At 31.7% G+C, this 25654-nt stretch carries 24 protein-coding genes; 3 read left to right on the top strand and 21 right to left on the bottom strand.

The features are described from left to right. Complete coding sequence (locus RIN63_RS00905; protein WP_310442763.1) at nt 1-627, bottom strand: DsbA family oxidoreductase; 627 nt, start codon at nt 625-627, stop codon at nt 1-3. 278 nt (nt 628-905) lie between these two features. Between RIN63_RS00905 and RIN63_RS00900 the strand changes: the two genes are divergently transcribed. Then, a complete protein-coding gene (locus RIN63_RS00900) occupies nt 906-1292 on the top strand; it encodes a DUF302 domain-containing protein (protein ID WP_310442762.1) in 387 nt (128 codons plus the stop codon). Between the two features lie 39 nt (nt 1293-1331). Here RIN63_RS00900 and RIN63_RS00895 read toward each other — a convergent pair whose 3' ends face one another. The 9 genes from RIN63_RS00895 to RIN63_RS00855 form a co-directional block, all read right to left on the bottom strand. Further along, on the bottom strand, nt 1332-1985 hold the full coding sequence (locus RIN63_RS00895; RefSeq protein WP_310442761.1) for a SprT family zinc-dependent metalloprotease: 654 nt from the start codon (nt 1983-1985) through the stop codon (nt 1332-1334). 43 nt (nt 1986-2028) lie between these two features. Then, nucleotides 2029-4449 (bottom strand): AAA family ATPase, encoded by a 2421-nt coding sequence (locus RIN63_RS00890; protein WP_310442760.1) that lies wholly within the window; start codon nt 4447-4449, stop codon nt 2029-2031. Further along, nucleotides 4446-5555 carry a metallophosphoesterase gene (locus RIN63_RS00885; RefSeq protein WP_310442759.1) on the bottom strand — a complete coding sequence of 370 codons (1110 nt, stop codon included), beginning with the start codon at nt 5553-5555 and terminating at the stop codon, nt 4446-4448. The genes RIN63_RS00890 and RIN63_RS00885 overlap by 4 nt, the downstream gene beginning before the upstream one ends. Before the next feature lie 91 nt (nt 5556-5646). Next, complete coding sequence (locus tag RIN63_RS00880; protein WP_310442758.1) at nt 5647-6720, bottom strand: alpha/beta hydrolase; 1074 nt, start codon at nt 6718-6720, stop codon at nt 5647-5649. Between the two features lie 225 nt (nt 6721-6945). Then, a complete protein-coding gene (locus tag RIN63_RS00875; protein ID WP_310442757.1) occupies nt 6946-7146 on the bottom strand; it encodes a DUF6954 family protein in 201 nt (66 codons plus the stop codon). Nucleotides 7147-7202: 56 nt separating this feature from the next. Further along, nucleotides 7203-7481, bottom strand: a complete 279-nt coding sequence (locus RIN63_RS00870) for a DUF1905 domain-containing protein (RefSeq protein ID WP_310442756.1) — start codon at nt 7479-7481, stop codon at nt 7203-7205. 27 nt (nt 7482-7508) lie between these two features. After that, nucleotides 7509-8630, bottom strand: a complete 1122-nt coding sequence (locus RIN63_RS00865) for a chromate transporter (protein WP_310442755.1) — start codon at nt 8628-8630, stop codon at nt 7509-7511. Nucleotides 8631-8763: 133 nt separating this feature from the next. Next, nucleotides 8764-10509, bottom strand: a complete 1746-nt coding sequence (locus tag RIN63_RS00860) for an ABC transporter ATP-binding protein (protein ID WP_310442754.1) — start codon at nt 10507-10509, stop codon at nt 8764-8766. Beyond that, nucleotides 10499-12241 (bottom strand): ABC transporter ATP-binding protein, encoded by a 1743-nt coding sequence (locus RIN63_RS00855; RefSeq protein ID WP_310442753.1) that lies wholly within the window; start codon nt 12239-12241, stop codon nt 10499-10501. The genes RIN63_RS00860 and RIN63_RS00855 overlap by 11 nt, the downstream gene beginning before the upstream one ends. Before the next feature lie 179 nt (nt 12242-12420). Here RIN63_RS00855 and RIN63_RS00850 point away from each other — a divergent pair, with 179 nt between their 5' ends. Together RIN63_RS00850 and RIN63_RS00845 are read left to right on the top strand one after the other, a co-directional pair. Next, entirely contained in the window at nt 12421-13011 is a 591-nt protein-coding gene (locus RIN63_RS00850) for a 5' nucleotidase, NT5C type (RefSeq protein WP_310442752.1), read from the top strand. Between the two features lie 54 nt (nt 13012-13065). Then, a complete protein-coding gene (locus RIN63_RS00845) occupies nt 13066-13212 on the top strand; it encodes a helix-turn-helix transcriptional regulator (protein WP_310442751.1) in 147 nt (48 codons plus the stop codon). A 45-nt stretch (nt 13213-13257) separates the two neighbouring features. Here RIN63_RS00845 and RIN63_RS00840 read toward each other — a convergent pair whose 3' ends face one another. The 11 genes from RIN63_RS00840 to RIN63_RS00790 form a co-directional block, all read right to left on the bottom strand. Beyond that, entirely contained in the window at nt 13258-14433 is a 1176-nt protein-coding gene (locus RIN63_RS00840; RefSeq protein WP_310442750.1) for a cation:proton antiporter, read from the bottom strand. 164 nt (nt 14434-14597) lie between these two features. Further along, entirely contained in the window at nt 14598-14945 is a 348-nt protein-coding gene (locus RIN63_RS00835) for a DUF3147 family protein (protein ID WP_310442749.1), read from the bottom strand. 22 nt (nt 14946-14967) lie between these two features. Next, entirely contained in the window at nt 14968-16212 is a 1245-nt protein-coding gene (locus RIN63_RS00830) for a hypothetical protein (protein WP_310442748.1), read from the bottom strand. Between the two features lie 141 nt (nt 16213-16353). Continuing rightward, nucleotides 16354-16581 carry a DUF2249 domain-containing protein gene (locus RIN63_RS00825; protein ID WP_310442747.1) on the bottom strand — a complete coding sequence of 76 codons (228 nt, stop codon included), beginning with the start codon at nt 16579-16581 and terminating at the stop codon, nt 16354-16356. Between the two features lie 90 nt (nt 16582-16671). Next, nucleotides 16672-18036, bottom strand: a complete 1365-nt coding sequence (locus tag RIN63_RS00820; RefSeq protein ID WP_310442746.1) for a HAMP domain-containing sensor histidine kinase — start codon at nt 18034-18036, stop codon at nt 16672-16674. A 1-nt stretch (nt 18037) separates the two neighbouring features. Further along, entirely contained in the window at nt 18038-18706 is a 669-nt protein-coding gene (locus RIN63_RS00815) for a response regulator transcription factor (protein ID WP_310442745.1), read from the bottom strand. Nucleotides 18707-18771: 65 nt separating this feature from the next. Then, nucleotides 18772-19155: a PepSY domain-containing protein gene (locus RIN63_RS00810; protein WP_310442744.1), complete on the bottom strand. Its 384-nt coding sequence runs from the start codon at nt 19153-19155 to the stop codon at nt 18772-18774. A 200-nt stretch (nt 19156-19355) separates the two neighbouring features. Next, nucleotides 19356-21215: an ABC transporter ATP-binding protein gene (locus tag RIN63_RS00805; protein ID WP_310442743.1), complete on the bottom strand. Its 1860-nt coding sequence runs from the start codon at nt 21213-21215 to the stop codon at nt 19356-19358. Continuing rightward, nucleotides 21212-23464 carry an ABC transporter ATP-binding protein gene (locus RIN63_RS00800; protein WP_310442742.1) on the bottom strand — a complete coding sequence of 751 codons (2253 nt, stop codon included), beginning with the start codon at nt 23462-23464 and terminating at the stop codon, nt 21212-21214. Before RIN63_RS00800 ends, RIN63_RS00805 begins: the two co-directional genes overlap by 4 nt. 14 nt (nt 23465-23478) lie before the next feature. Then, entirely contained in the window at nt 23479-23931 is a 453-nt protein-coding gene (locus RIN63_RS00795) for a MarR family transcriptional regulator (protein WP_310442741.1), read from the bottom strand. Nucleotides 23932-24126: 195 nt separating this feature from the next. After that, on the bottom strand, nt 24127-25434 hold the full coding sequence (locus tag RIN63_RS00790) for a copper amine oxidase N-terminal domain-containing protein (protein WP_310442740.1): 1308 nt from the start codon (nt 25432-25434) through the stop codon (nt 24127-24129). Nucleotides 25435-25654: the final 220 nt, after the last annotated feature.

The following is a 25654-nucleotide window of genomic DNA, read 5'->3' as shown; positions in this document are numbered from 1 at the left end:
TTAGTATTCTTTTCTTAATACTTGCAAGAAGGCTTCAGATGGTTGAGCTCCTTGCACTGCATACTTATTGTCAAATACAAAGAAAGGTACTGAACTTATTTCTAGCTGTCTAGATTCGTATCTATCCATTTCAATTTGCTCTATATATTTATCACTATTTAACATAGCTATAGTATCTTCTTTATTTAGCCCTACTTCTGCTGCTAGGTTACCCAATGTTTCTATGTCACTTATATTTAGCCCATCCATGAAATGTGCCTTCAAAAGCCTTTCATTCATTTCCTGAGCTAAACCAAATTCTTTAGAATAATTAGCTAGCCTGTGGGCTTTTAAAGTATTTGTTTCCACCATATCATCAAAATTATATTCTAATCCTGCTTCTTTTGCCATGGAAGCCATATTATCAACCATTCCTTGAGCTCTTTCTTTACTTACATTATATTTTTCAGCAAGACCTGTAACCATGTCTACATCAGATTTCTCTGGGGCAGAAGGATCTAATTGAAAGCTTCTCCATACTATTTCCACATTCTCCCTACCTTCAAAATCTTCCAATGCCTTCTCTAATCTTCTCTTACCTATATAACAAAATGGACACGCAAAATCTGACCATATATCTATTCTCATAAATATCCTCTCCTAACTTCCTTAATATATTTTAATTCCCTTAATTTTTGTAAAGTCTATTATCTATTTATACATACCCAAGAATACAAAATATATTCTATTCCATCTATTATGCTTTTACTCTCCTTAGATAATACCTAATCGTCAAGTGAATAAATTAGTACTAACAAGATTATAATTAATTAGAACATATTTATAATAGAAGTTTATTATTTACGATTGCATTATACCCCCTGCGGGTATAATGATTGTAGTAATATAAAAGGAGAGTGTTTTTTATGAATCTAATTTATGAAAAAGTTACAGAAAAACCATTTAATGAGGCAGTTCAAAGTATTACAGATGCTTTAAAAGAAAGAAAGTTTGGTGTATTATGGCAATTAAACTTTAAGGATAAAATGGCTGAGCATGATATTGATTTTCCTAATAATTTTATGATTCTTGAAGTATGTAATCCACAAAAAGCTAACGAAGTATTAACCAAACATATTGAAATGGGTTATTTCTTGCCATGTAAAATGGTTGTATATGAAAAAGATGGAGAGGTAAGAATAGGTACTGCAAGACCAGAGATGCTAATGGGTATGATGGGTTATGATGATCTTGGGGATGTAGCTAGTGAGGTTGAAAAGATATTAATTGAATCAATTGATGCAGCTGTTTAATTTATAATGGGAGGATATATTTTATATCCTCCCATTATTTTAAATTGTCATATAGTTTCCAAATCTTGCTAAAAGCTCTTGCCTTTTCTTATAATCAGGCAAGATACTTCCAACCCGTCTCCAAAATGATCTGTCATGATTCATATGAAGTAAATGGCATAGCTCATGCACAACAACATAGTCTATAGCTTCAATTGGAGCCATTGCTAGCTTGTAATTAAAGGTTATTTTCTTATCTGAACTACAGCTTCCCCACTTAGTTTTAGACTCATCTACTTCAACGACTTTGGGTTTTACTCCTAATTGTCCTTGATATATCTTTATTCGTTCTGCTACGACTTTTTTACAGCTAGAGATATAGAATTTTTTCAGATTAACTTTTAATTCTTCTTCATCCAATCCATCAGTATCAATTAATTCGTGGAGAAAATATTCTTTTCCTAGATGCAAGAACTTTCCTTGTTCATCATAGCTTCTTGTCCTAGGTCTTTCTTTAATCCTCGAAATTTCATTTAACTTCTCTTTAATTAGCTTTCCATGCTGTTTTACGGCATTTATTATTTCTTCTTTACTTGTATTATTTGGAGCCTTAATGGTTATAAAACCTATTTCATCTATATTAATTAGTAGTTTCTTACGTTTCCCATACTGGACATCACATTCTATTATGATATCATCAATTTCAATCTGCATAAATGTCACCCTTTACTAAATCAATAATACCATTCTTGCACTATTACATTTCTATCACATATCCACCAAGTAACTGTGCTGTATCTGGGCTACAGGTTGTAAAAATCACTTGATGTTTTTCCGAAAACTTGTTTATCAAATTAACAGCTGTTTCCTTTCGATATGGATCTAGGTCTACAAGGCAGTCATCTAATATTAAGAATCCCTTAGTATCCCCTAGTATATATTCTAATATGGCAAGTCTAAGAGCCAATGCCACAGAATCGTAGGTTCCAGAGGATAGTAAATTTAGAGGCATAATAGTTTGATTGCCTTTTTCAAGCTTTACATTAAATTCATTATCAATTTCTCTAGCCTTATAATTACCATTTGTAAGTAAAGCAATATAATTAGAAAATAGTTCAATAACAGGAGTAAAAGAAGCTTCATCCATGAGTAAACGAGTGGATTCAAAGCTTTCTTTAATCTTAAGTAACCTCTGCCCCTTTTCTAATTTTTTCTTAAATAAACTTTCCTCAGCTTTGTAATCATTAGATAACTCTTCATAAGATAATTTAGGCAAGTTTCTTTCTTTCTCATAATATACTTCCTTTAATTTTGCCAGAGACTCTTGGGATGACTCGTAGTCAATTCTAGTTTCAGCTAATATCTCTCTAAAATCTTCAGCAGATTCATATTCGGCTGGAAGTGGCACTAGTTTATCCAATTGATTTCTTATTTCCTTCTGAGACATTTTCAAATCCACAATTTTATTAAATAATCCATCTAAATCTACATATTCATGGCTATATTTCAAGATATTAGCTTCTAGAACTTTCTTATTTGAAATAGCTTCTATCTTCTTTTTATCTATATCTTTTATTTCAAATTCAATTATATCCAGGCTCCTGACTTGGCTCAAATCTCCAAAACTAGCTAACTTCTCCTTTAAGCTTTCATAGCTATTGCCATCAAGAAGCTCATTGATCTTATTAGTATAAGTATCTTTAGATCTTTTAAGCTCATCTAATCTTTCCTTATTTAACTTAGCCTCTTCAATACTTTTTACTCCAAGTCTAGTTAAAATGTCCTGGAAATTCTTCTTATATTCTTCATATTGTAAACGAATTTCTTTAAAATCAAGGTCACCAGATTTTAACTCAATTTCTAATAAATCTTCGCATTCCAGCTTTATATAACCATTTGCCCGAAAGGTCTCTCCTGGTTTTACTATAATAGGCTCTTCTAAATCCTTTGTTACAACTAGATCAGATTTTCCTTTATAATAATTAAGTTGACCTATGATAACACCAGCTTTCAACATAGCTTCTCTAGTTAACATATTGTTATAATTAGAATCCAGATCCAAGATATCTTCTTTAGTCACATTTGTGATACTAGCAATCTGCTTATCAATCTCTATCAACTGATTATTTAAACTATCTACTTTCGCCAAACTACTTTCTAAAGCATTTTTCTCAACTAGAATTTTTGCCTGTTCTTTTTCTTTTTCTAATCTTTCATAATCATTATTTAGAGTAATTAAATCAGCCTCTAAATGTTTCAATTGTTCTTCATTTCGTGGCCATTCTTGGTTGATTTTAGATAAAGTAGTCAGTTCATTGTCAAACTGCCTTATTTCAGGCTCTAGGATAGATCTTTGAATTACATCATTTTCTAGTTTTTCCATAGATTCTTTTTTTATCTTTAATCCAGCAATGCCTGATTCTGTCTCTTTCATCTGCTTACATATGTCATTATATTGCTTTTCTGCCTCATTAGCTTCATCCATGGCTAGTCTAATTGTCTCCTTTTTGTAGAAGCTCTCTAATACTTCTCCAATACCTACTTTATAAGGATTGGAAATTCCCTTATTATTTTCAGGATAGTTCTTTTCTATATCCCATCTCTTGTATAAATTATCAATTTCATCATCAATCTTCTTTCCTAAATCATCCAGGGAAACACCATCCAGCTCCATGATAGCTCGTCTTAACAAAGAGCTTACCTCACTAGTGGCTTCCCGATTTCCAATTATTTTCTCGATAGCTTCCTTGATATATATTTGCTTAGAAAAAAAGATGCTACTATAAGTACCTTCACCAAACATTAAAACATCCTTTAAAACTTCCTGAATGCTCTCTTCATTTTTTAGAATGTCTAGACTTGGCATAATCAATTTAGAAGAAGACTCTGTTCCCCACTCTTTGCTTAATGTATAATCTCCATCTACATGAGATATGATTAGTTCCCCGTCAATACTATCTCCAGCAGGTATAGGCATAAACTTGCTACGAAACTCTTTATCCTCATTAGATTTAAATCCCAGCTTACTGGACTTAAATAGCACAGAATGAATCCCTTCCACTAAAGTACTTTTGCCAGCCTCATTTGATCCAAGAATTACATTAAGACCATCTTGAAAATCTATGTCTTTATCTTTGATACCTGCAAATCTTTTACAGATGTATTTTTTAATAATCATTTTTTTACCTCCATAATAAACTCATAGGCTAATTGAAGAGTATCTTCATCATCTGAAAGAGCCAACAATAACTGTTGCGGAAAGGAGCCATCTGAAAACTCCTTTTGTATTTTCTCTGTGGTAATTTTAATACCAAGATGAGAATCATCAACTATTAAATATGCAATATCTTGCTCAATTTTTTTATAGATTTCTTGTCTGTAGTTAAATACATCTTCATCTACTTTACCCTTCAAGTTAATACGAGAAATAGTTCTGCTTGGATTATCATTCATAAGCTCTATTAATATGGCATCTAAATCTTCTCTATGAGAAATATCATATTCTTTATCAACAAACTTGTATGTTCCAGTTGTAACTCTATCTCCCCTTACCTTTTTCCCTTCATCTATTGAAATTATCCATGCACTTCCTCTATGTTTACAATCCAGTCCATCTGGCTCAGGTGTACCAGGGTTAAAAGTCTTCCATTCATTTACTGATGATTGAGGAGGATAAGTAATATGAGTATGACCTAAAAGCCATAAATCCACAGGAATACTCTCTAGCTCGTCCAAAGACATATTATAATATGTCAAATCCATATCCGGAGAAAGCCCATTAATAGCACCATGACCAACACCAATATGTACTTGATTTTCATCCATAGTATGTTCTTTAATCCAGCCAATATTGTTGCTACTTGAATGCTTTGCATGACATGGAGCTGGATAAACAATAGCATTAAGGCCATAGTCATTCAAGGAATAAGGACGCTTCTCATTTATATAAAGTAGCTTGTCACAGACAGCTTTGTTAAAACTATTCCATAACTCAATCATATCATTATCGTAGTCGTGATTACCTGGCATGACTAGTATGCAATCCCCCTGAAAGGCTTCTAAAGCCTTGACAGCTTCAGTAATGGTCTTCTTGTCAATCCCTGTTATACGATCAAATAAATCCCCTGCAATAACGAATAAATTGCATTTTTCTTCATTAGCTAATTGAACCATGTTAGAAAGTACACTCAATCTAGCCTCTTGCAGAGAACCTTTAATTGGTTCAGGATAACCATTGAACCTCATGCCTATATGTAAATCTGCTGTATGAAATATTTTAATCATTGATATTCCTCCTTTATCACAAAAACTTCTTGCATTCTTATCTGAGACTGTAAATAGTTCACAATGAGGTGTTCTACTCACTATTCCCAGATTACCTATCTCCCTGTAGCACAAGTTTTACTGCATTGGAAAATTCCTCAGGATTGTCTATCATCGTCATATGTCCTGCGTTTTCTATCACAATACTCTTCTTTTTAGGTGCTACTATGGTTTCAAAATATTCCTGTGCATTTTCATAAGGTGTCACCCAATCATACTCACCTAATATATAGTATATAGGCACTTGATATTCATTGACTAGATCTCTAGCATCAAAATCATAAACAAGATAATCCATCAAAGGCTTCTGCAGTTCAAATGGATTTTTTAGAAAAGATGAAATTTCTTTTAAGGAATAATATGGTGAAAATATAATCATCTGAGTTGTTCTATCTGAAATTGGGTTTAAATATTTGCTCATTAGACCTCTAAAAGTCGAAAATGATTTCAGTGAAAAATCTTCATCAGTTACCAAATATCCATTGAGATTCTCTAAAGTTTCAAGGTCTTCCTTATTCTCTGATTCTTTTATTGCATCTTTAGTAGCATTATATGCAAAAACATCTCCTTCTTCAGAATTGATTACTTGTCCTACACCGATATACGCTGATACCAATTCTGGATATTCTTTAATAAACTCTGTTCCTAAGGCCGAGCCCCAAGAATGTCCCATAATTACTACTTTTTCTTGTCCAAATCTATTAGATAGATATGAGATAATCTCTCGGATATCCTCTACCATTCTATCCATGGATAGTGTATTGTAAACTTTTTCTGCATTATTCAAGTAATAAGTCTTGCCAGAATTACGTTGATCCCAGTTTACTATGGTATATTCATCTTCCAACAAATCTTGATAACCATAAATAATTGGTGTCATTGGTGACCCTGGTCCACCGTGTAAAAATAGGATAATAGGATTATCTTGATCTTGTCCTCTAATATAGAGATATTGGTCAATGTCTCCTATTTCAACAATTACTTCCTCGTCAATACCATTTTCTGTGGTAATCTTATGGTCATTTTTTATCTTTGCCTGAATTATAACTCGAGTAAGCAATATTAATATTATTACTGCTATAATAGCTATAAATGCAAATTTTAGTATTTTTAAAATCTTTTTCATTTCTAAAACCCACCTCTCCAATACTTGGAATATACCCCAAATATTGCAGTATTTTTCCATCTTATTTTCAACAATATATTATTAATATTATACTATAAATTATATGGTATTGCTAATGATGACCCTAATTACTTTAAGCTAAATATAAAAAGCCTTATAATGCAATAATTGCATCATATGGCTTTTTATTTATTAAAATTTGCAAGAACGACACTGTGATCACTCCTACTTTATTCTCTTAAGAAAATACCTAAATAACATTATCAAAACACCATAGATTAACAACACTATAATTAAAGTTACTATTCTTTCCGTCATTTGACCATCTGCAAATAACACTGGGTCAATTCCAAAAAAGGTAACTCCTAAGAATAAAGCTATAAAAATTATATATCCTAATATTTTTAATGCTCCACTATTTTTCATATTGACTCCTTATATATATTTATTCCATATTACAATTATTATCTATTATCCAAATTTTAGTCCTTATTTACATTCCTCTCTACCAACGTGACTTTTATTGTATCACCGGGCTGTTTCCCTATTTTTGCTCGAATGTCTTTTCTGATGCCAATGATATGACAAGGAGTTCCCATCCTTACCAGGCTACCTTCATATGGTTCTCCATCAAATGTAGCAGTGACTGGTACACGACCTTTTCCAAACTCCGCCTTTACATCAAAGGGTATCTCCACATATGCACCATCAATATCAGGGACTTTTTTTATTTCAGCTTCAAACTCGTATATCTTTTCCATTGTTACTCCTCCAATTCACAAGAAAAATTAAATCAAACTACTTAACCAACCAACTAAACCTCCAGCAACTATAAGCCAAGCAGAATTAATTTTAAATTTAATCAAAGTAAATAAGGACAATATAAATATAGCTATTGTTAAAGCATCAGTTAAAGATGACATACCTAATTTCCAGCTTACTACAGCCATTAATCCTAATGAAGCTATATTGATACCATCCAGCATTCCAGATATCCATGATGAGCTTCTTAACTTTGGTATTATGGGATTTAATGCCCAAACAAGTACAAATGAAGGAAGAAATATCCCTATGGTTGCTAATATTGCTCCTGGTATTCCCCTTAGCAAATAGCCAATAAATGTTGCTGTGGTGAATACTGGTCCCGGTGTGAATTGACCTACTGCCACTGCATCTAGTAATTGCTGATTTGAAAGAAGCCCCAGCTTCTCTACAAATTCTGCCTCTATGAACGCTAAAAGCACATAGCCACTTCCATATAAAACTGATCCAATCTTTAAAAATGTTAGAAATACTAAGGATAATGGAAGTATTGATACTCCAAATAGTTTGTTTCTAATTTTATCCCTATTTAATATTCCCATCATTATAAATCCTGCTATGAATAATAAAGGTATTTCTCTTATTCCTAAAAATGAAAGTGCCACTACAAATAATCCAAGAGCTAATGATAATTTATTTTTAATTACTGATTTTCCTAATCTATATAGGGCTTGTATAACGACTGCAATTATTACAGGTTTTATACCGTATAGTACTGATCCTACTTGAGGAATATTACCATATTTTACATAAGTTATAGCAAACAATAGTACTATAGCCATTGCAGGTAAAATGAATGCTGTCCCAGCCAATAACAAACCCAATAGTCCACCTCTTTCATAGCCTAAGTGAATTGCCAACTCTGTGGAATTTGGCCCGGGTATAAGATTTGTAGCCCCAATTAAATCCATAAATTTATCACGATTTATCCAATTTCTCTTTTTTACTATTTCCTCATCCATCATGGCAATATGAGCTGCAGGTCCTCCAAACGCTAAAGTTCCCAGCTTTAAAAATACTTTAAATATCTCTTTTTGTCTATTTGCTTTCTCTGTTCTATTTAAGTCTTTATAATTAACATTATTCAAAAAATCACTCCTTAGTTGATATTAATTTATTGATACCCAGAGTTGAGATAATGTTACTACTAAAAAATGACTTTATCAAAATTTAACATATTGTTAATATTAACTTAACAATGCCTTTGTATAAGCAAAATATTTATCTCCAAGTTAACTTCTCTAATTCCATATGATTACGATACCACTCATCATTTTGTAAAAGTATCTCTGGTGATCCTGAATTTTTAACTTTCCCATTTTCTAAAATGACCACAGTATCCGCAGAAACCATAGAAAATAATCGGTGCGATATGGACAAAATAGTACGAGTTTCACTTGCCTTTTGCAATACAGATATTATCTTTTCTTCAGTGATGGCATCAAGATTTGAAGTGATTTCATCAAGTAATAGAATAGGTGGATTCGTCACAATTGCTCTTGCAATGGCAAGTAATTGCTTCTGTCCTTGGGAAAACAGGTTATCATTAGCTACTTTTGTGTCGTATCCATCTTCTAAGGACAAGACATAATCCTTTAAGCCCACAAAATTTATTGCATATTCAATTTGATCTCTAGTAATACTTTCATCCTGCAGACTAACTTGATCTGCCACTGTACCTTTTATAGTGTGAAAACTTTGATCTACATATCCAAATATCTTTCGTTTTTCACCATTGGGTATTGTATATACATCAATCCCATTTATGCTTATGCTGCCATTAGTAGGTTTTAATAATCCTAATACTAGCTTAAATAAGGTGGATTTCCCTACTCCTGTTCTACCTACAAAAGTAATCTTTTCCTGAGGATTAAAGTTTAGATTGATATTTTGCAAAATATCCCTTTCTTCTTCATAATAAAAACTAAGATTATTAAAAGACAGTTTTACTTCTTCACGATTTGGGATGATTTCTTCAGCAGTTAACTGACTGTTTTTATTATCGTCATCAGGTTCATTATAAAATTCATTCACACGATGTATGCCCGATATTGCTCCCTGAATGCTTTGAAGCTCCATACCTAAGTTTTCTATTGGCCCGAAGAGATTAGAGATCAAGTCAATAGAAGCTGCAACCATACCTAATGATATTCCCAAGTATCCTAGCTGTTTTGATGATAATATCACTATAGCGGCTATAAGAAGTGAACGAGTAATCATAATAATGGGTGAAAATATGGAATCGTAGAAATTCACCGTTTCCATTGTTTTATAGTTATCCAATAGATATCCTTTATAGTTTTCTTCCATATAACTTTCCTTGCTAAAGGACTTAATCATATGAACATTTTTTAAACTTTCTGAGATATGGTTGTTTACCTTACCCACTAGCACACGATTTTCTTTTTGTGCTTTTAGCATACGACTCTTAAAAATCCTAATAATTGAATATATAACAGGCAGCAAAATCAAAGTGATTATTCCAAGTTTTGCACTAAATATCCAAATAGACACTACTATACCAAGAATCTTAAAAGAATCTATTGCCATACTTACAATACCAGATGTAAATAGAGAATTAATAGTATCCACATCGTTGATAAATCTAGAAACAATGGTGCCAGATTCATTATAAGAAAAGTATATTGAATTCATCTTCTCAAGCTTTTCCATCATCTCCATACGAATTTCCTTGCTAATCTTTTGCCCTAGAACTGTTAGAATCGCTTCCTTCATAAAATCAAATATACCAATAAATATCAAAACACCAAGGTAAGTAATAGCTAGTGGCATTAGACCAATACTATTTTTTGCTACTAGATTTTGATCAATGATTAGTCTTAAAATTTGAGGAGAGATCAAGGATACAACAACAATTCCTATAACGATAGTAAGGAGCAATATAATCACTATAATATTATTTTTCATGACTCTACCTATAGCTCTTTTTACTAAACTAGATTTCATCTGCTCCACCCCTTGTACCTTGTAAGTCATATATAGATTTATATAATTTTGATCTTTCCATAAGCTCCGAATGTGTTCCATAGTCAACTTTCTTATTATCATGCAGCAATAGGATTTTATTTATCTTGCTAAAAATAGCCAGTCTATGAGAAATTAAAATGATTATGCTATCTTTATAGTTATTTCTCAAGTTTTCAATTATCTTTTCTTCAGTTTTCATATCAACAGCCGAAAATGGATCATCTAAAATAATAATTTTACTTTTCTTTAGCAAAGTTCTGGCAAGAGCTATCCTAGCCTGTTGACCTCCACTTAGACGAATTCCATTGTTGCCAACTAAAGTAAGTTCTCCTTCTGGCATTGCTGATAAATCATCATTAAAACAAACATCACATAATACAGAGTTTATATTCTGATGATCTCCAAGAGTAATATTATTATAAATTGTATCTGAAAGCAGCTGAGGCTTATGTCCTAAATAGGAAATCATTTGACTTCTCTCATATTCAGAATAACTTTCAAGTTCTTTTCCATCTATCTTTATACTTCCTATATACGGATACTGCCCAAGTAGAGATATGCCAAGAGTTGACTTCCCACAAGCTATAGGTCCTGTAACTCCAATTATTTCACCTTGTTTAGCTTCAAAACTTATATTTTCAATTATATTGTCTTTATTTCTAGGATAGGAAAAACTAAGGTTTTCAGCCAATAGACTTGTTCTATCTTTATTAATATTTACTGTAGTATCTTTTGTTTGGTATTCCCCAAGATATGGTTTAATTCTTCTCCATGACACCTGTGATTTTTGCACAGAATTAAATAATTTTGCTGCCTTACTTGCCTTAATTGCCATTGCAGTAAAAATCGCCATATAAGTAGAAAAAGCTCCCACTGTCCAGCTGCCATCAATTACTTTATTACCACCAAGATAGATTACAAGGATAACTCCAATCATAGCAATTACATTGTAAATCGGCTGCATAGAATTCTCCAGAATATGGGCTTTGATAGACTTGTCCTGCAAATCTTCAAGCTCAAGATTATATTTTTCTCGATTTTGCTTTTCAATTCCATTTACGCGATAAAGAACAGCATTTTCAATAGTCTCGTAGGTAAGACCAGTTATTTCACTACTCTTAGTACGAAAGGCTATTGAATACTTATAAATAATTGTCTTAAGTTTTTCAGCCAAAATCATGGCAATAGGAATAAAAACACTTGCCATAACGGTTATTTTTACATCGTAGATAAGCATAGAAATAAAATAGGACAACATAAGCACACCTGTATCAAATACTTCTGTGGTAAATTTACGCATACCTTCCACGCATAGCTCCACGTCTGAAATAGCTCGTGTCATCAAGTTTCCAGTATTCTCGTCATCAAGCTCAATTATACTTTTATTCATAATATTATTGTAAATCATAAGTCTCATTGTGCCACTGGTGTTGTTAGCAAAACGCCTGATGTAAAGGCGTTTAAAATACCTCATCAATTGGATAGAGACAATAATCATTACAAATTTAATGGATAGTATTATCAAAGAAGAAAATTCATCTCCAAGCAATATAGAGTCTATCAATTTTCCTTGATAAATAGGTCCTAGTACAGTCCCACCATTAAAGGTCAATCCAAAAAATACAATCAATGCTACAAGAAATTTTTCATTTTTCCAGTAACTTATTATTTTATCTGCTTCTTTCATAGGTTTAATATTGGATTTTTTCATGGTATTATATTTCCTTTTCTTTTAAATTATTGTCCTTCTTATTTTAATCCTTTTATCATAAGATGTCCATTTACTTTAATCTTGCCATAATTCTTTACTCAAATTTAACTTGTCGTTAAAGAGTACTTAATATTTACATTGTATAATTAAACTACAATAAACCAAAGGAGGAATAAAGAATGAAAAGATTAAACTTATGTATTGATATTGATGGAACTGTTACTGGTGCCTATGATTGGCTTCCTAGAGCTAATGATTATTTTCAAACTAGGGTAATACCTACAGATGTAACTGTATATGATATACATCAGGTCTTAGGAGTAGAACGAGAAGATTATGAAAAATTCTATACTATCTATGGAGAAAAATGCCATGAAGAAAATACCATAAGAGATGGCGGTAGAGAAGTCATTAGTAATTTATTTAAGAAACATAATATTCATTTTGTTACAGCAAGGGAAGAAAGAATGAGAGATGTAACCACTAAATGGTTTGCAAATCATAGAATTCCTATGCACTCATTGTCATTATTAGGTAGTCACAATAAAGTTGGTAAGGCAAATGATCTATCTTGTGATATTTTTATTGAAGATCGATATGAAAACGCTATCCAACTAGCTAAGGCAGGATTTGAAGTATTGCTAATGGATTGTCATTATAACAAAGGTCTTCTACCATCAAATGTTACTCGAATAAGCACTTGGTTTGAAATAGAAAACATCATAGAACATCTTTCGTCAGCACAAAATAATGAAACTAAAATTGCATAATAGTTTTTATCTATATTAGATATGAAAAAAATATTATCTTAGAGGAGGATTTTTATGCTAAATGGTTTAAAAGTAAGAGAGCTAAGAAATAGAAAAGGATATACTACATTGGATATAGCAAAATTTACTCATATCTCAAAATCTTATATTGAAGAATTAGAGCGAGGTGACAAACAGAACCCCGCTTTTAAAAAACAATAAGATTCATCTGCTTAGTATGTTTCTGATAATCAGTTCATTTGTCTATTATGACAATAGTTTTTCTCCACTTAAATTAATTCCTATTGCACCAATAGGAGCAGTTATAACAATAGATAAAACTGCTATAGATAAAATTAAATCACCAGACTCCACACCAAGTGATAAAGGGATAGCTCCTATGGCTGCTTGAACAGTTGCTTTTGGTATATAGGCTATGATACAAAACAGTCTTTCCTTCATATTCAGATTGGTTTTTAGTAAAGATAATGCTACTCCAATACTTCTAGCAATCAAGCCTATAGCAATTAATAATATACCTTTTGAACCAGAGTCTAGAGCCAATCCAACATTTACTTGCGCACCTACCAATACAAATAATAATATCTCTGCAAATACCCAAATCTTATTGAGCTTTACAGCAATTCTTTTACCCACATGAGGAATAGTTTCAAGTATTATAAAACCAATAGCCATAACACCCAGAAGCCCTGCTATCTCTATTTTAGATTTAATTATATTCTCAAAAGTGGTAAGAAGAATACCCGACCCAATAATATAAAGTACTTTTTTAGTATCTCTAATAGAATATTTTTTAAATAACTTTACAAGAAAAATTCCTATTACTACTCCTATCAATATCCCTAAAACAATAGATACTGGAATACTCAAAAGCCTTATCCCTATATTTATCTCCGAACCACTATATATTCCTAAAAATGTAGAAAAAATTGTAATAGCAAAAACATCATCAATAGAAGCTCCTGCTAATATTAAGGTAGGTATACCTTTCTTTTCACCAAGCCCTCTCTCCATAAAATTAAGCATTGAAGGAACAATAACAGCTGGAGAAACTGCTGCTATAATAAAACCAAGAATCCCACCTTGAACAAAGCTAAATCCAAATATCTTTATAGATGCATAAGCTATTGCAAAGCCTTCAAATAGGCCTGGTATGCAGCTTAGCTTTATGGCAGGAGCACCAACTTTCCTTAAGTCTTCCTTGCTAATTCCAAAGCCAGCTCTAAGTAATATTATAATCAGTGCAATCTTTCTAAAATCAGCAGAAACTCTAATGATATCCTCACTAAGCCAGTTAAAGCCATAGGGCCCTACAATAACTCCTAAAATAATCATTCCTAATAAACCAGGTAATTTTATTTTTGAAAAAATAGCACTTGATAATAATCCCAAAACTATTATAATACCTAAACTCGTTGCCATATTATCCCTCCCTTACATTTGTGCATAAAAAAACCTACAGATATCCCATACCTGTAGGAGTTATTAGCATAAAGTAGTTAAGGTCAACCCCATGACCTATATACTTTTAATATACCATATCTTTCATTTATTATGCAATTTATTTGAACTTAATATATCCTTCTTTATATATTAACCTTAAATAATCTTAAAACCATAATATAAAGATAATAACTAACTATCATTATTATGGATGAAAATAGCAATGATGGATAAAAGCCTATATTCTTTTTCAAAAGTATAGGTACTGCAATAAAGAAAATCAGAGAAGGTATAACTATCCAAAATATTGCAGTTGATAATTCAATAACTTTATTCACATCTTTAGTGTCTTCATATAGCCATATCATGGCTAAAATTGAGGTGAGGGGCAAAGATGCTATAATTGCTCCAAAAGTTGGCAGCTTCTTGCTCACAGTTGAAATGCTTGCTATTATTAATGCTGATACTATAGTTTTTATAAGAAATTGCATATAATTACCCCCTTATTTCCTATTATTGTTTACTCATTTCTAGCTTACCTTTACTCATTATATTGCAAATCCTAATAATATCTTCCGATGAAAATGTTCTTTGGAATTTCTTTTTAATTTTCTTAAAATAAGAAAACCTAACAATTGAATAACTTTCTATTTCTTTTATGTATTCCTTGCTGAACTTATCTTTGTTCTTAGATATTGCTTCCAATATCATGATACTTGAACAATCATGTATTACTCTTTTCAATTCCTTAGCTTCTTTGGAATTAAAAATATTCTCATTTTCAAAAAATCTATCAATAAAGTTCATTAATTTACTGATTAGTCTATCCAAGGGATATTTATCATATATTTGAGAAAATATAGTCATATGTTTATTTATAGCATCCTCATCTATATCCTGTAAATCATCTATTATTTGAAGAAATATTCCGTAGCAAAACATAAACTCTGCTTCAACTCTATCTAACTTTCCTCTAACTAGATAACCATCGGCTAATACTGATGTGCCACCTTTTTCAAAGGTAATCCCAATTATATCCTTTTCAAATGGCAATGTCTTTTCTTTCTGTTGTAGAAGGCTTTGTTCTTGAGCCTTGTGAATTCCCAAAAGACTATCAAATACTTCAGGATAAGTTTTTCTTTCAAATTCACCTTCTATTTTCATAACAAGATCATAAATGTTTTTTTCCATATTATTTGATGGACTGTCATTGGCACCAGTTAACCATCTTCTAAATTTTTTACTAAACTCTATTTTATCCCCAGCTGAAATATTGGAGTCATCTAAGTAATTGTCACTATAGGGATATAACATACTATAGGAAAAGATTGAAGGAGTTAGTTTAACTTCCATATCAAATAATATTTGAATACTATTCATTATCCAAACATTTCTAATGGCTTGAAATATGTCGTATACTCCCATTTTGGGGTCAAATGCTTTTACTTCGTCTATAAACGCTTCAGTAATATTTGCATATCCACTTTCAATGAAAAAATCTATAATACTCTCTTCATAATTAGACATATTTAATTCCATAGCCTTTATCTGTTCGAATATTTCTTTTCTTAAATCTTCCTCTTCATTCTCATTATTTGGTATTTTCTTCAGGCTATTAAATAATTGTTTTCTAAAGTTTTCTATTCCCTTCTCATTCCTTAGTTTATCTAGAAAAGAAATTCTTTCATTTTTCATATGTAATGTAGCTGGTGTCTCCCACCATATATCTAGGTATTTAGCTGTTAAATCCTTAATCATCCTACCACCGCCCTTACCTTATTATAATAACCTAATTATATCCCATTAGCTAATTTATGGAAAGTAAAAGGTGGATTTAATTATAAAAAGAGCCTCTATTCTAGAGACTCTTAAGTTTAATAATATCAAATTTCAAATTTTCTACTTCTTTCCTATGGAAACTCTCCAGACTTCAGGTCCCTCTTCTAGATACTCCCACTCAAATTGTCCTTCCATTTCAGCTAGCATTTGATAGTGTAATGGTCTTGGATCGTGATCATTAGTTAACTCCATTTTTTCTCCAGAATCTAGAGAATCAAAAGTTTCAAATATTACTCTATGTTTATCTCTAGGCTCATATTCCCTAGCGTCTACCTTTTTTGCAAACATAATCATTCCTCCTTATTTCTTTGCTTAGTATGGATTATACCCAAAGCTTTTATAATAAGTCGGTTATAATTATTATGTTTATTTAATAGTTTAAATCTTCACCTTGATCTCGGTTCCTCTTCCTATTTCACTTAAAATAACAAGTCTTCCTTTATAAGTTTTAACTATTCTCTTAGCTATTGACAACCCTAACCCAAAAGAATTATTTAATTGAGTTCTTGATTTATCAACTCTATAAAATCTATCCGTAATAAATGGTATCTCATCTTCTGGAATACCAATTCCATTATCTTTTACTGATAATATTATCTTATCATCCTCTAAGTATAAGCCTATATTTATGATAACTTTTTCCTTGTCATTATACTTAATAGCATTCTCGATAAATATTATTAAGAGTTGATTTAAATGTTCCTCTCTTATTTTGACCTTAATGCTTTGCTGGATATTAACATTAAATTCTACTTTATCCTTTAGTACCTTGCAATTTTCAATAGTGTTAATGATTGTATTTATAGGATCTATGGGTTTTAAATCACTTATATCAAAGTCACCATTGTCTAATCTCGACAGTATTAACAGGTCATTTACTATCTCGGTTAATCGCCTTACTTCATTTAAACAAATTTCAATGGATTTTTCTGACCTATCTTCATCATATTTTCCCCATCTTCGAATCATGCTTAGGTGACCTTGTAATGCTGTTAATGGCGTTCTTAATTCATGTGAAGCATCTGCAATAAACCTGCTTTGTTTATCAAAAGAATCTTCTAGATCATCCATCATTGTATTAAAAATCATATTCACCTTATCAAAATCATCATTTTTATCAGAAATTTCAGCTCTTTGCTCCATTCCTTTGTCTTTTATTTCCTTCATAGTATCAGTCAATACTTTTAGTCTGTTTAAAAATTTTCTTGTAACATAAACTGCCCCAACGATACTGAGCACTAACCCTATTAGTAGCGCAAATATAAAAGTGGACAAATAACTTTCAATAAAGTCATTGAATATACCTACACTTTGAACTATTTGAATTCTGTAATCTTTATTATTTATTAAAATAGGTGCATCTAATACTATATATCTTTTAAATCGTATAAACTTAGTATATGTTTTAAGTTTTACATTTTCTTTATTTAATAAAATGTCCTTCCATACCCCAGAAGGTGTGAAATAATTAATAGTTTTGTCTTGATAAACACGTATAAATTCTTCTCTTTCCTTTATCAACCCGTTAAGACTATTGAGATTATCTTTTTTTAAATTTGCATCTGATAAAAAATATTCGATATCTTCATATGTATTCCTTATTTGCTCCTTTTGGTAATCAATACTAAAAAAGTTTAGACTTATAAGCTGAATAATTGTATATATTATCAAAATAGTAGTAATTATGGATACTGATACTAGCGTAAGCTCTAAAAATACTGGAAGTCTCACCTTATTCTTCATATCATAATCTCATAATATATCCAATTGATCTTACTGTTTGAATATACTGTTCTTTATCTTTGGAATTGAGCTTATTTCTTAAATACCTAATATAAACATCAACAACGTTGGTTTTTGGGTCATAGTCATAGCCCCATATGTTTTCTAGCAGTGAATCCCTTGATACAACTTTATCTTTATTATTAATTAGAAAAACCAATAATTCGTATTCTTTAGTTGTTAAGTTTAATTCCTTTTGTCCTTTTTTTACTACTCTTGAGCCTTGGTCAATTAATATATCTTTAAATTTAATCGTTGTCATATTATTGTTTTCTTTTCTTCTAAAAACAACATTAATACGAGCAAGAAGCTCCTCGATTGCAAAGGGTTTAGCTAAATAATCATCTGCTCCAACTTGAAGTCCTGTTACCTTATCCATAACACTATCTTTCGCGCTTAGCATTATCACAGGAGTATCTTTCTCTCTTTTAAGACGTCTACATACTTCAAGTCCATTTAGGGTAGGCAACATCAGATCTAAAATTATCAGATCATAATCTTTATTTAAAGATTCATTTAATCCATTCTTACCATCATCAAAAACTACAGCACTATACCCTTCGTATTCTAACTCGATTTTTATAAAATCTGAAATATTTGCCTCATCCTCAATTATTAATATATTCTTCATCTCTTAACCCCTCATAATAATAAGTAGTGAGTTTTTAAGCTCACTACTTATTATAACCCATTTTTCTAATCATCCTCACGATTGTTGTCATTATCTTCTAATTCGTGTTCATTTGTTTCTATATCTGTAATCGCACCACTCTTTGAGCTTATTGTAATTTCCTGTAGCATATCCTCATTATCTTTTATTTGAAAAGTGTATTCAAATGTGGCCTCTTCAAAATCAAGCTCTTTTTCCACTTTTATTACTTCTCCCGGAATCTTTTTAATTGCTATTTCCTCCAATTGCTTCTCACTATAGTTTATGTTTGATTTCGCATAACTATATATCGTTCCTCCTACAATTCCACTTCCAATTAAGACTATGCCTACTACAATTGAAATTGTTTTAGTTATCTTTTTCTTGTTTTCTTTCATTCCTTCTAATATTTTGTTTAAGTTATCTTTCATTATTAATTCCTCCTGTTATTTTATTCTTTACACTTATTATATGAATGGTCTGTGAGTTAATAATGAAATTTCCATTAAATTTGTATTAGATTTGTATTAGAATTTTCTCATTTAGCATAGAATAATAAAGTACCCCCAACCTTTTTTTCTGTATAGGTTGGGGGTACTTTATAGTAAGTTCTTAGGCTAGGAATATGTCCCTATGAAGCCTCCACATCAGAGAATTGACTATTATAAAGCTCAGAATAGAATCCTTCTTGCATTAGAAGTTCCATATGGCTACCTTGTTCTACAATATCTCCATCCTTCATAACAAGGATTAGATCTGCATCTCTTATTGTTGAAAGCCTATGGGCAATTATAAAGGATGTTCTTCCCTTCATTAAATTTTCCATAGCACTTTTTATTAGTATCTCTGTCCTCGTATCAACGGAAGATGTTGCTTCGTCTAATATAAGCACCTTTGGATCTGAAAGAATTGCTCTTGCTATGGTTAGTAATTGCTTCTGACCTTGGGATATATTATTAGCTTCTTCATTGATAATCATATTATATCCATCTGGTAAAGTCTTTATAAATCTATGAGCATGGGCAGACTTTGCAGCTTCTATTACCTCTTCATCTGTGGCATCTAGTCTTCCATATCTTATATTCTCCATTATGGTCCCAGAGAATAGCCAAGTATCTTGGAGAACCATAGATAAATCATCTCTTAAATCAAATCTAGTAAAATCATTTATATCATGTCCATCAAGGAGTATTCTACCCTTATTCAAATCATAGAACCTCATTAAGAGCTTAACTATTGTAGTCTTTCCTGCTCCTGTAGGTCCAACTATGGCAATTTTCTGTCCTGGTTCTATGTCTGCAGAGAAATCATTAATTATAATATTTTCTTCATTATATCCAAACTTAACATTTTCAAAGGTTACTCTACCTTCTACTCCTTCAAGCTTAACAGGTACTTCAACTTCTTTAGTTTCCTCTTCTTCACCTAAGAATTCAAATACCCTTTCAGCTGCAGCAACTGTAGATTGAAGTACATTAGATATCTGGGCTACTTGAGCTATAGGTTGAGTAAAGCTCCTTATATATTGAATAAAGGAAAGTATATCTCCCACTTCTATAGTCTTTCTAACAGCTAACCATCCTCCTAAAATTGAAACTGCAACATATCCTAAATTGCCAATGAAAGTCATAATAGGCATCATCATCCCTGATAGAAACTGGGACTTCCAAGCAGAGTTGTAAAGTTCACCATTGATCTTTCTAAATTCTGAAACTGATTCTTCCTCTGCATTAAAAACTTTCATTATATTATGTCCGCTATATACTTCTTCCACATGTCCATTTACACGTCCAAGAGATGCTTGTTGTTCTTTAAAATACTTTTGAGACTTTTTAACTACAGTCATGACTAATACCATTGAAAGTGGTAGTATTAAAAGAGCAACAATTGTCATCTGCCAAGATATGGATATCATCATAATGAGTACACCTACTAAGGTAGTAGTAGAGGTTATTATCTGGCTCATACTTTGATTCAATGATTGACTTACAGTATCCACATCATTTGTAACCCTTGATAATACTTCACCATGAGTCTTAGTATCAAAATATTTAAGTGGAAGCTTATTTACCTTTTCAGATATCTCTTTTCTTAAATTATATGAAACCTTTTGGGCAACCCCTGAAACTATAAATCCCTGTATAAAAGAAAACAATGCTGATATAAGGTAAAGTCCTATAAGCAATAGAACAATATTTCCTATATACTGAAAATCTATTCCTGCACCTTCCACCCCAGATATCTTAGATATTAATCCTTCAAATATCGAAGTCGTAGCCTTACCTAATATCTTTGGTCCGATGATTGAAAAAGCTGCACTACCTATTGCAAATATTATTACTATGATAAGTTTTAGTCTATATGGTCTTAAATATTGGAGAAGTTGACTGAAGGTTCCCTTGAAATTTTTAGGCTTTTCAACAGCTCTGCCTCCCATAGGTCCATGACCCATACCTCCTGATCCTCGTTTATTTACATTTTTTTCACTCATATTGCAAGTTCCTCCTCTGATAGCTGTGATAGAGCAATTTGCTTATAAACCTGGCAACTCTTTAGAAGTTCTTTGTGTGTTCCAATACCCACTATCTTCCCTTCATCTAGAACTACGATTCTTTCAGCATTCATTATCGTATTAATCCTTTGTGCAACTATTAGTACAGTTCTATCTTTTATTTCTTCATTCATGGTTTTTCTTAATGTTGCATCTGTTTTAAAATCAAGAGCTGAAAAACTATCATCGAAAATAAATAATTCAGGTTTTTTAGCTAATGCCCTTGCAATTGAAAGTCTTTGTTTTTGACCTCCAGATACATTGGTCCCGCCTTGAGATATCTCAGATAGAATCCCATTATCCTTCCCATCAATAAATTCCTTAGCCTGAGATATTTCTATTGCCTTTAGAACTTCTTCACTACTTGCACCAGAATTCCTACCATATTTTAAATTACTTTCTATGGTTCCAGTAAATAATATGCCCTTTTGAGGAACATATCCTATCTTTTCCCTTAGATCATGGAGTTTAACTTCCTTTATATTTATACCATCAAAGAGGATTTCTCCCTCAGTAACATCGTAAAATCTTGGGATTAGATTTACAAGGGTAGATTTCCCACTCCCTGTACTTCCAATAAAAGCAGTAGTTTCCCCAGGTCTTGCAGTAAAGTTTATATCTTTTAAAACATATTCTTCTGCGCCAGGATATTTAAAGTTAACATTTTTAAATTCTAGTAATCCCTTAATATCTTTACTGAATTCTTTTGGACTTACTGGGTCTTTAATAGTAATATCTTCATCTAAGATTTCTGCTATTCTCTGAGCCGATACAGATGCCCTAGGAAGTATCATTGATACCATTGATAACATTAGGAATGACATGATTATTTGCATAGCGTATTGAATAAATGCCATCATATCACCAACCTGTATAGCGCCTTTATCTATTTCATGTGCCCCTATCCATACTATAAGCAGCATAACTCCATTCATAATAAGCATCATTGTAGGCATCATAGTAACCATTAGTCTAGATACAAAAAGATTTGTCTTAGTTAAATCCTTATTTGCACTGTCAAATTTCTTTTCCTCAAATCTCTGAGTGTTAAATGCTCTAATTACCAAAGTTCCGTTCAGAGCTTCCCTCATTACAAGATTAACCCTATCCACCAATTTCTGAACTATCTTGAATTTCGGCATAGCAACAGAGAATAGTGATATGATTAAAATAAGAATAGCTATAACCCCAAGAGCAACTATCCAAGCCATGGAAGTATTAGTATTAATGGCTCTAATAATTCCACCTACTCCAAGTATTGGTGCGTAGAATACCATTCTGAGTAACATTACCATAAATTGTTGTACTTGCTGAATATCATTTGTACTTCTTGTTATTAAAGAAGCAGTTGAAAAATTATCAAATTCTGCATTCGAAAAAGAAGTAACCTTTTCAAATACCTTGTCTCTTAGATTTCTTCCTAGAGATGCTGCAACCCTTGAAGATAAAAACCCTACAAGTATGGATGCTGCCATGCCTAGTACAGATATCAGTATCATTATTCCACCTATGGATAGAATGTAATTAGATTGAGTTTTTTCAATTTTTATTCCTATAGCCTCATACTCAGATTTTACATAATTTATAGCAGATTGAGTTATCATATTATCTGGCAAATCCTTAAATTGCTCATCGATCTTAATCTTTATTCCATCTAACTGTTCTTTGGGTAAGTTTGACAAAACAATAAAAGGATCTGTTCCTTCTGGAAAACTTGCAAAAGGATTTTCAGCTTTGTTCACTTCACCTGCAGCCACCCCTTGCGGAGCACCCTTTTCTATACCTACTACAGTAAGCATAGCTTTACCTAAAAATGAGTTCATATTTTCAATTTCTTCTTTAGAATCAGTATTCAAGATATATAGACTTTCCTTTTCTAAAGACGGATATTTCTTAGAATAATTATTATATTCTTCCTGTGATAAATTTTCTTTACTTATTAGTTTATAGCTGTTATTTACTAAAACCTTTTCATCTTCACTTAAAAATATCTTAATTTTTTCTAACTCTCCAGCCCTTATTACTTCAGGTACTGCATTTTCTATTCCACTTTGCTGTATTCCCACATTAACTATATTTGACATGTAATCAGGTAAAGCTAGATCTGTTGCTGCTTGAAAAAAAAGCAAACCTACTATTATCAATATTGTTATGAGAAATGGCTTCATTTCTTTTATTATCTTAAACATATATTCCTCCCACATTATCTTGATTTTTCTACATCATTTGCTACAAGAAGATTATCCTTCATTTGCATTAACAATCGTCGGAGTATTGCTTTTTCCTCCACTGTCAAGTTCCCAAAACATTCTTCTTCAAGGTTCTCCATTACTTTAATTGCTTTCTTACAAATTTCTCTTCCTTCTTCAGTAATATATACCCTAGAAATTCTTTGATCTTCATCATCTTGCTTACGAATTACTAAATTCGCCTTCTCCATTCTCTTTAGCATCACTGTTATAGTTGAAGCCCTTATATTCAAGCTTTCTGCCAATTCTTTCTGGCTTTGACCATCTTTCCTATTTAGAGTAATAAGCATATGTGGTTGCCCGTGATAAACACCTATTTCATCTAGAAGTACATGGATCCTATGATAGTGAAGTTTTTGTATTTCTAGGAATAAATAATATAAGGAATCTTTCTTAATTATATCCATTTTTTCCTCCTGTATTTAATTAGTCGACTAAACATATTTATTATATTACTCCAATTATATTTACTTGTCAATATGTAATTATGCTGTTATTTAAATATTTATTTTTACTTAGGCGGCTAATTGATATTATGAAAAAGGATGCTAGACTTTATTGTCTAACATCCACTATACTTGCTGCTAAGATATTGAGATACTCTATTTCTGTAAATCTAGCCAAAATCCATCGATTTCAATTTCGTCACTTTCAGGTCTATAGCTATTTATCATACTATAAGATGGTTTATTGAATTTTCTATCTTTATATACTAACTGAAATGGATTCCCTTTATAAACGGTTTCTATAATATCATAGTGCATTATTGTATTTCCCATAATCTTATATTTTCCAGACTGATCGACAAAGGTATCTTGGAATCCCCCAACGCTTATTGCTATCCTCTGATAAGTTCCATCATCTTTGTATTTATAAGAATTAGCAAAAGATGATAGTCCTACTGCCCCACTAATTACATCTTTATAAGCAGTAAACAAATCAGTATGAACATCTGACCATGTTCCCACAAGTAAGCCAGAAGGAAAGTCATCATTGTATTGTAAATATAAAGCATTTAATTCTTCGTCCAATATTGGTTTCATCTGAAACAATATAATAAAAATATTGGCGGGAACAAACAGCTTACCATCCTTATCAAATGGTGCTACTCCAAGATCTATAATCTCTCCATCAAAAACAATTTCTGTGCTCCCTTTTTTCATATCTATCTGTAAAACAATTTCATTTTCCAGTTCCCAACTAAAACTAATATTGTCATTAACCACATTTACATCTGGATAAGGATTCATAAATACATATAATGAAGGAAACTTAGCTGCATATTGTAGTTTGTCTAAAGATACGAAAATATTAACTTCGTCATTCTTCTCTATGGCTATATAGTCAGACTTTGGTATTTCAATGTCATTTATTACAACATAATCCCAATCGTATGGTCCTGAACTACTACTCTCCTTACCAAAGCTTATGGTGGCCTCTTTTGTGCTATCGTTCCACTTTACATCAGCACCCAGATTTTCAGCAACAAATCGTACAGGTATCATAGTTCTACTACTGATTGTCATCGGTGGTACATCCATAATTACTCTTTCCCCATTTATTATTGCATCTTTTTTATCTATCCATAGTTGAATTTTTATTGTACCTAGTTCAATGTCTATTCTCTTTTCATTTGGCTCCCAGCCAATAGATCCACCCATCTCTTCAACTATTGCCCTTACAGGGACTAATATTCTACCATCCACTTTTGCAGGAACGGTATTTCTCCCAGGGTCAATCTCCTTCTTTACTCCATTTACAAGCATCCAAGGATCTCCTAATTTTACTACTATTGTATCTGTAGGTGCAGCAAGAGATTGAATTGAAAATAAGGGAATTATTAATACCAAAATCAGCAATGTTAAAATAGGTTTCCTCCAAAATCTGTAGTTATTAAAGCAGCTCTCCATAATATCACCCCATAATTTAGTAAATATACTTATATATAATATATTAAACTCACGAGGCAATAGTTTGCTTCTAAATAATGTCATGTTTTTTATAGAATATTGCTATTGTTTTGTGGTGTTGATTTTGTAGCCTTATCACAACTAGAGAACCCTAAGTGAATATATAAATATTCAGCTTAGGGTTCTGTTACTTACTTAATCATTGATTCAGAAAATTATA

This window comes from Tissierella sp. (assembly GCF_031460495.1).
GTDB lineage: Bacteria > Bacillota > Clostridia > Tissierellales > Tissierellaceae > JAVKTS01.
The sequence above is the reverse complement of the archived record's forward strand: the minus strand, read 5'-3'. Positions and strand labels throughout refer to the sequence as shown.

Excerpts from the sequence above, each read along its gene's own strand:
- RIN63_RS00905 (WP_310442763.1), bottom strand. The coding sequence starts at position 627 with ATGAGAATAGATATATGGTCAGATTTTGCGTGTCCATTTTGTTATATA.
- RIN63_RS00900 (WP_310442762.1), top strand. The coding sequence starts at position 906 with ATGAATCTAATTTATGAAAAAGTTACAGAAAAACCATTTAATGAGGCA.
- RIN63_RS00895 (WP_310442761.1), bottom strand. The coding sequence starts at position 1,985 with ATGCAGATTGAAATTGATGATATCATAATAGAATGTGATGTCCAGTAT.
- RIN63_RS00890 (WP_310442760.1), bottom strand. The coding sequence starts at position 4,449 with ATGATTATTAAAAAATACATCTGTAAAAGATTTGCAGGTATCAAAGAT.
- RIN63_RS00885 (WP_310442759.1), bottom strand. The coding sequence starts at position 5,555 with ATGATTAAAATATTTCATACAGCAGATTTACATATAGGCATGAGGTTC.
- RIN63_RS00880 (WP_310442758.1), bottom strand. The coding sequence starts at position 6,720 with ATGAAAAAGATTTTAAAAATACTAAAATTTGCATTTATAGCTATTATA.
- RIN63_RS00875 (WP_310442757.1), bottom strand. The coding sequence starts at position 7,146 with ATGAAAAATAGTGGAGCATTAAAAATATTAGGATATATAATTTTTATA.
- RIN63_RS00870 (WP_310442756.1), bottom strand. The coding sequence starts at position 7,481 with ATGGAAAAGATATACGAGTTTGAAGCTGAAATAAAAAAAGTCCCTGAT.
- RIN63_RS00860 (WP_310442754.1), bottom strand. The coding sequence starts at position 10,509 with ATGAAATCTAGTTTAGTAAAAAGAGCTATAGGTAGAGTCATGAAAAAT.
- RIN63_RS00855 (WP_310442753.1), bottom strand. The coding sequence starts at position 12,241 with ATGAAAAAATCCAATATTAAACCTATGAAAGAAGCAGATAAAATAATA.
- RIN63_RS00850 (WP_310442752.1), top strand. The coding sequence starts at position 12,421 with ATGAAAAGATTAAACTTATGTATTGATATTGATGGAACTGTTACTGGT.
- RIN63_RS00845 (WP_310442751.1), top strand. The coding sequence starts at position 13,066 with ATGCTAAATGGTTTAAAAGTAAGAGAGCTAAGAAATAGAAAAGGATAT.
- RIN63_RS00840 (WP_310442750.1), bottom strand. The coding sequence starts at position 14,433 with ATGGCAACGAGTTTAGGTATTATAATAGTTTTGGGATTATTATCAAGT.
- RIN63_RS00835 (WP_310442749.1), bottom strand. The coding sequence starts at position 14,945 with ATGCAATTTCTTATAAAAACTATAGTATCAGCATTAATAATAGCAAGC.
- RIN63_RS00830 (WP_310442748.1), bottom strand. The coding sequence starts at position 16,212 with ATGATTAAGGATTTAACAGCTAAATACCTAGATATATGGTGGGAGACA.
- RIN63_RS00825 (WP_310442747.1), bottom strand. The coding sequence starts at position 16,581 with ATGTTTGCAAAAAAGGTAGACGCTAGGGAATATGAGCCTAGAGATAAA.
- RIN63_RS00820 (WP_310442746.1), bottom strand. The coding sequence starts at position 18,036 with ATGAAGAATAAGGTGAGACTTCCAGTATTTTTAGAGCTTACGCTAGTA.
- RIN63_RS00815 (WP_310442745.1), bottom strand. The coding sequence starts at position 18,706 with ATGAAGAATATATTAATAATTGAGGATGAGGCAAATATTTCAGATTTT.
- RIN63_RS00810 (WP_310442744.1), bottom strand. The coding sequence starts at position 19,155 with ATGAAAGATAACTTAAACAAAATATTAGAAGGAATGAAAGAAAACAAG.
- RIN63_RS00805 (WP_310442743.1), bottom strand. The coding sequence starts at position 21,215 with ATGAGTGAAAAAAATGTAAATAAACGAGGATCAGGAGGTATGGGTCAT.
- RIN63_RS00800 (WP_310442742.1), bottom strand. The coding sequence starts at position 23,464 with ATGTTTAAGATAATAAAAGAAATGAAGCCATTTCTCATAACAATATTG.
- RIN63_RS00795 (WP_310442741.1), bottom strand. The coding sequence starts at position 23,931 with ATGGATATAATTAAGAAAGATTCCTTATATTATTTATTCCTAGAAATA.
- RIN63_RS00790 (WP_310442740.1), bottom strand. The coding sequence starts at position 25,434 with ATGGAGAGCTGCTTTAATAACTACAGATTTTGGAGGAAACCTATTTTA.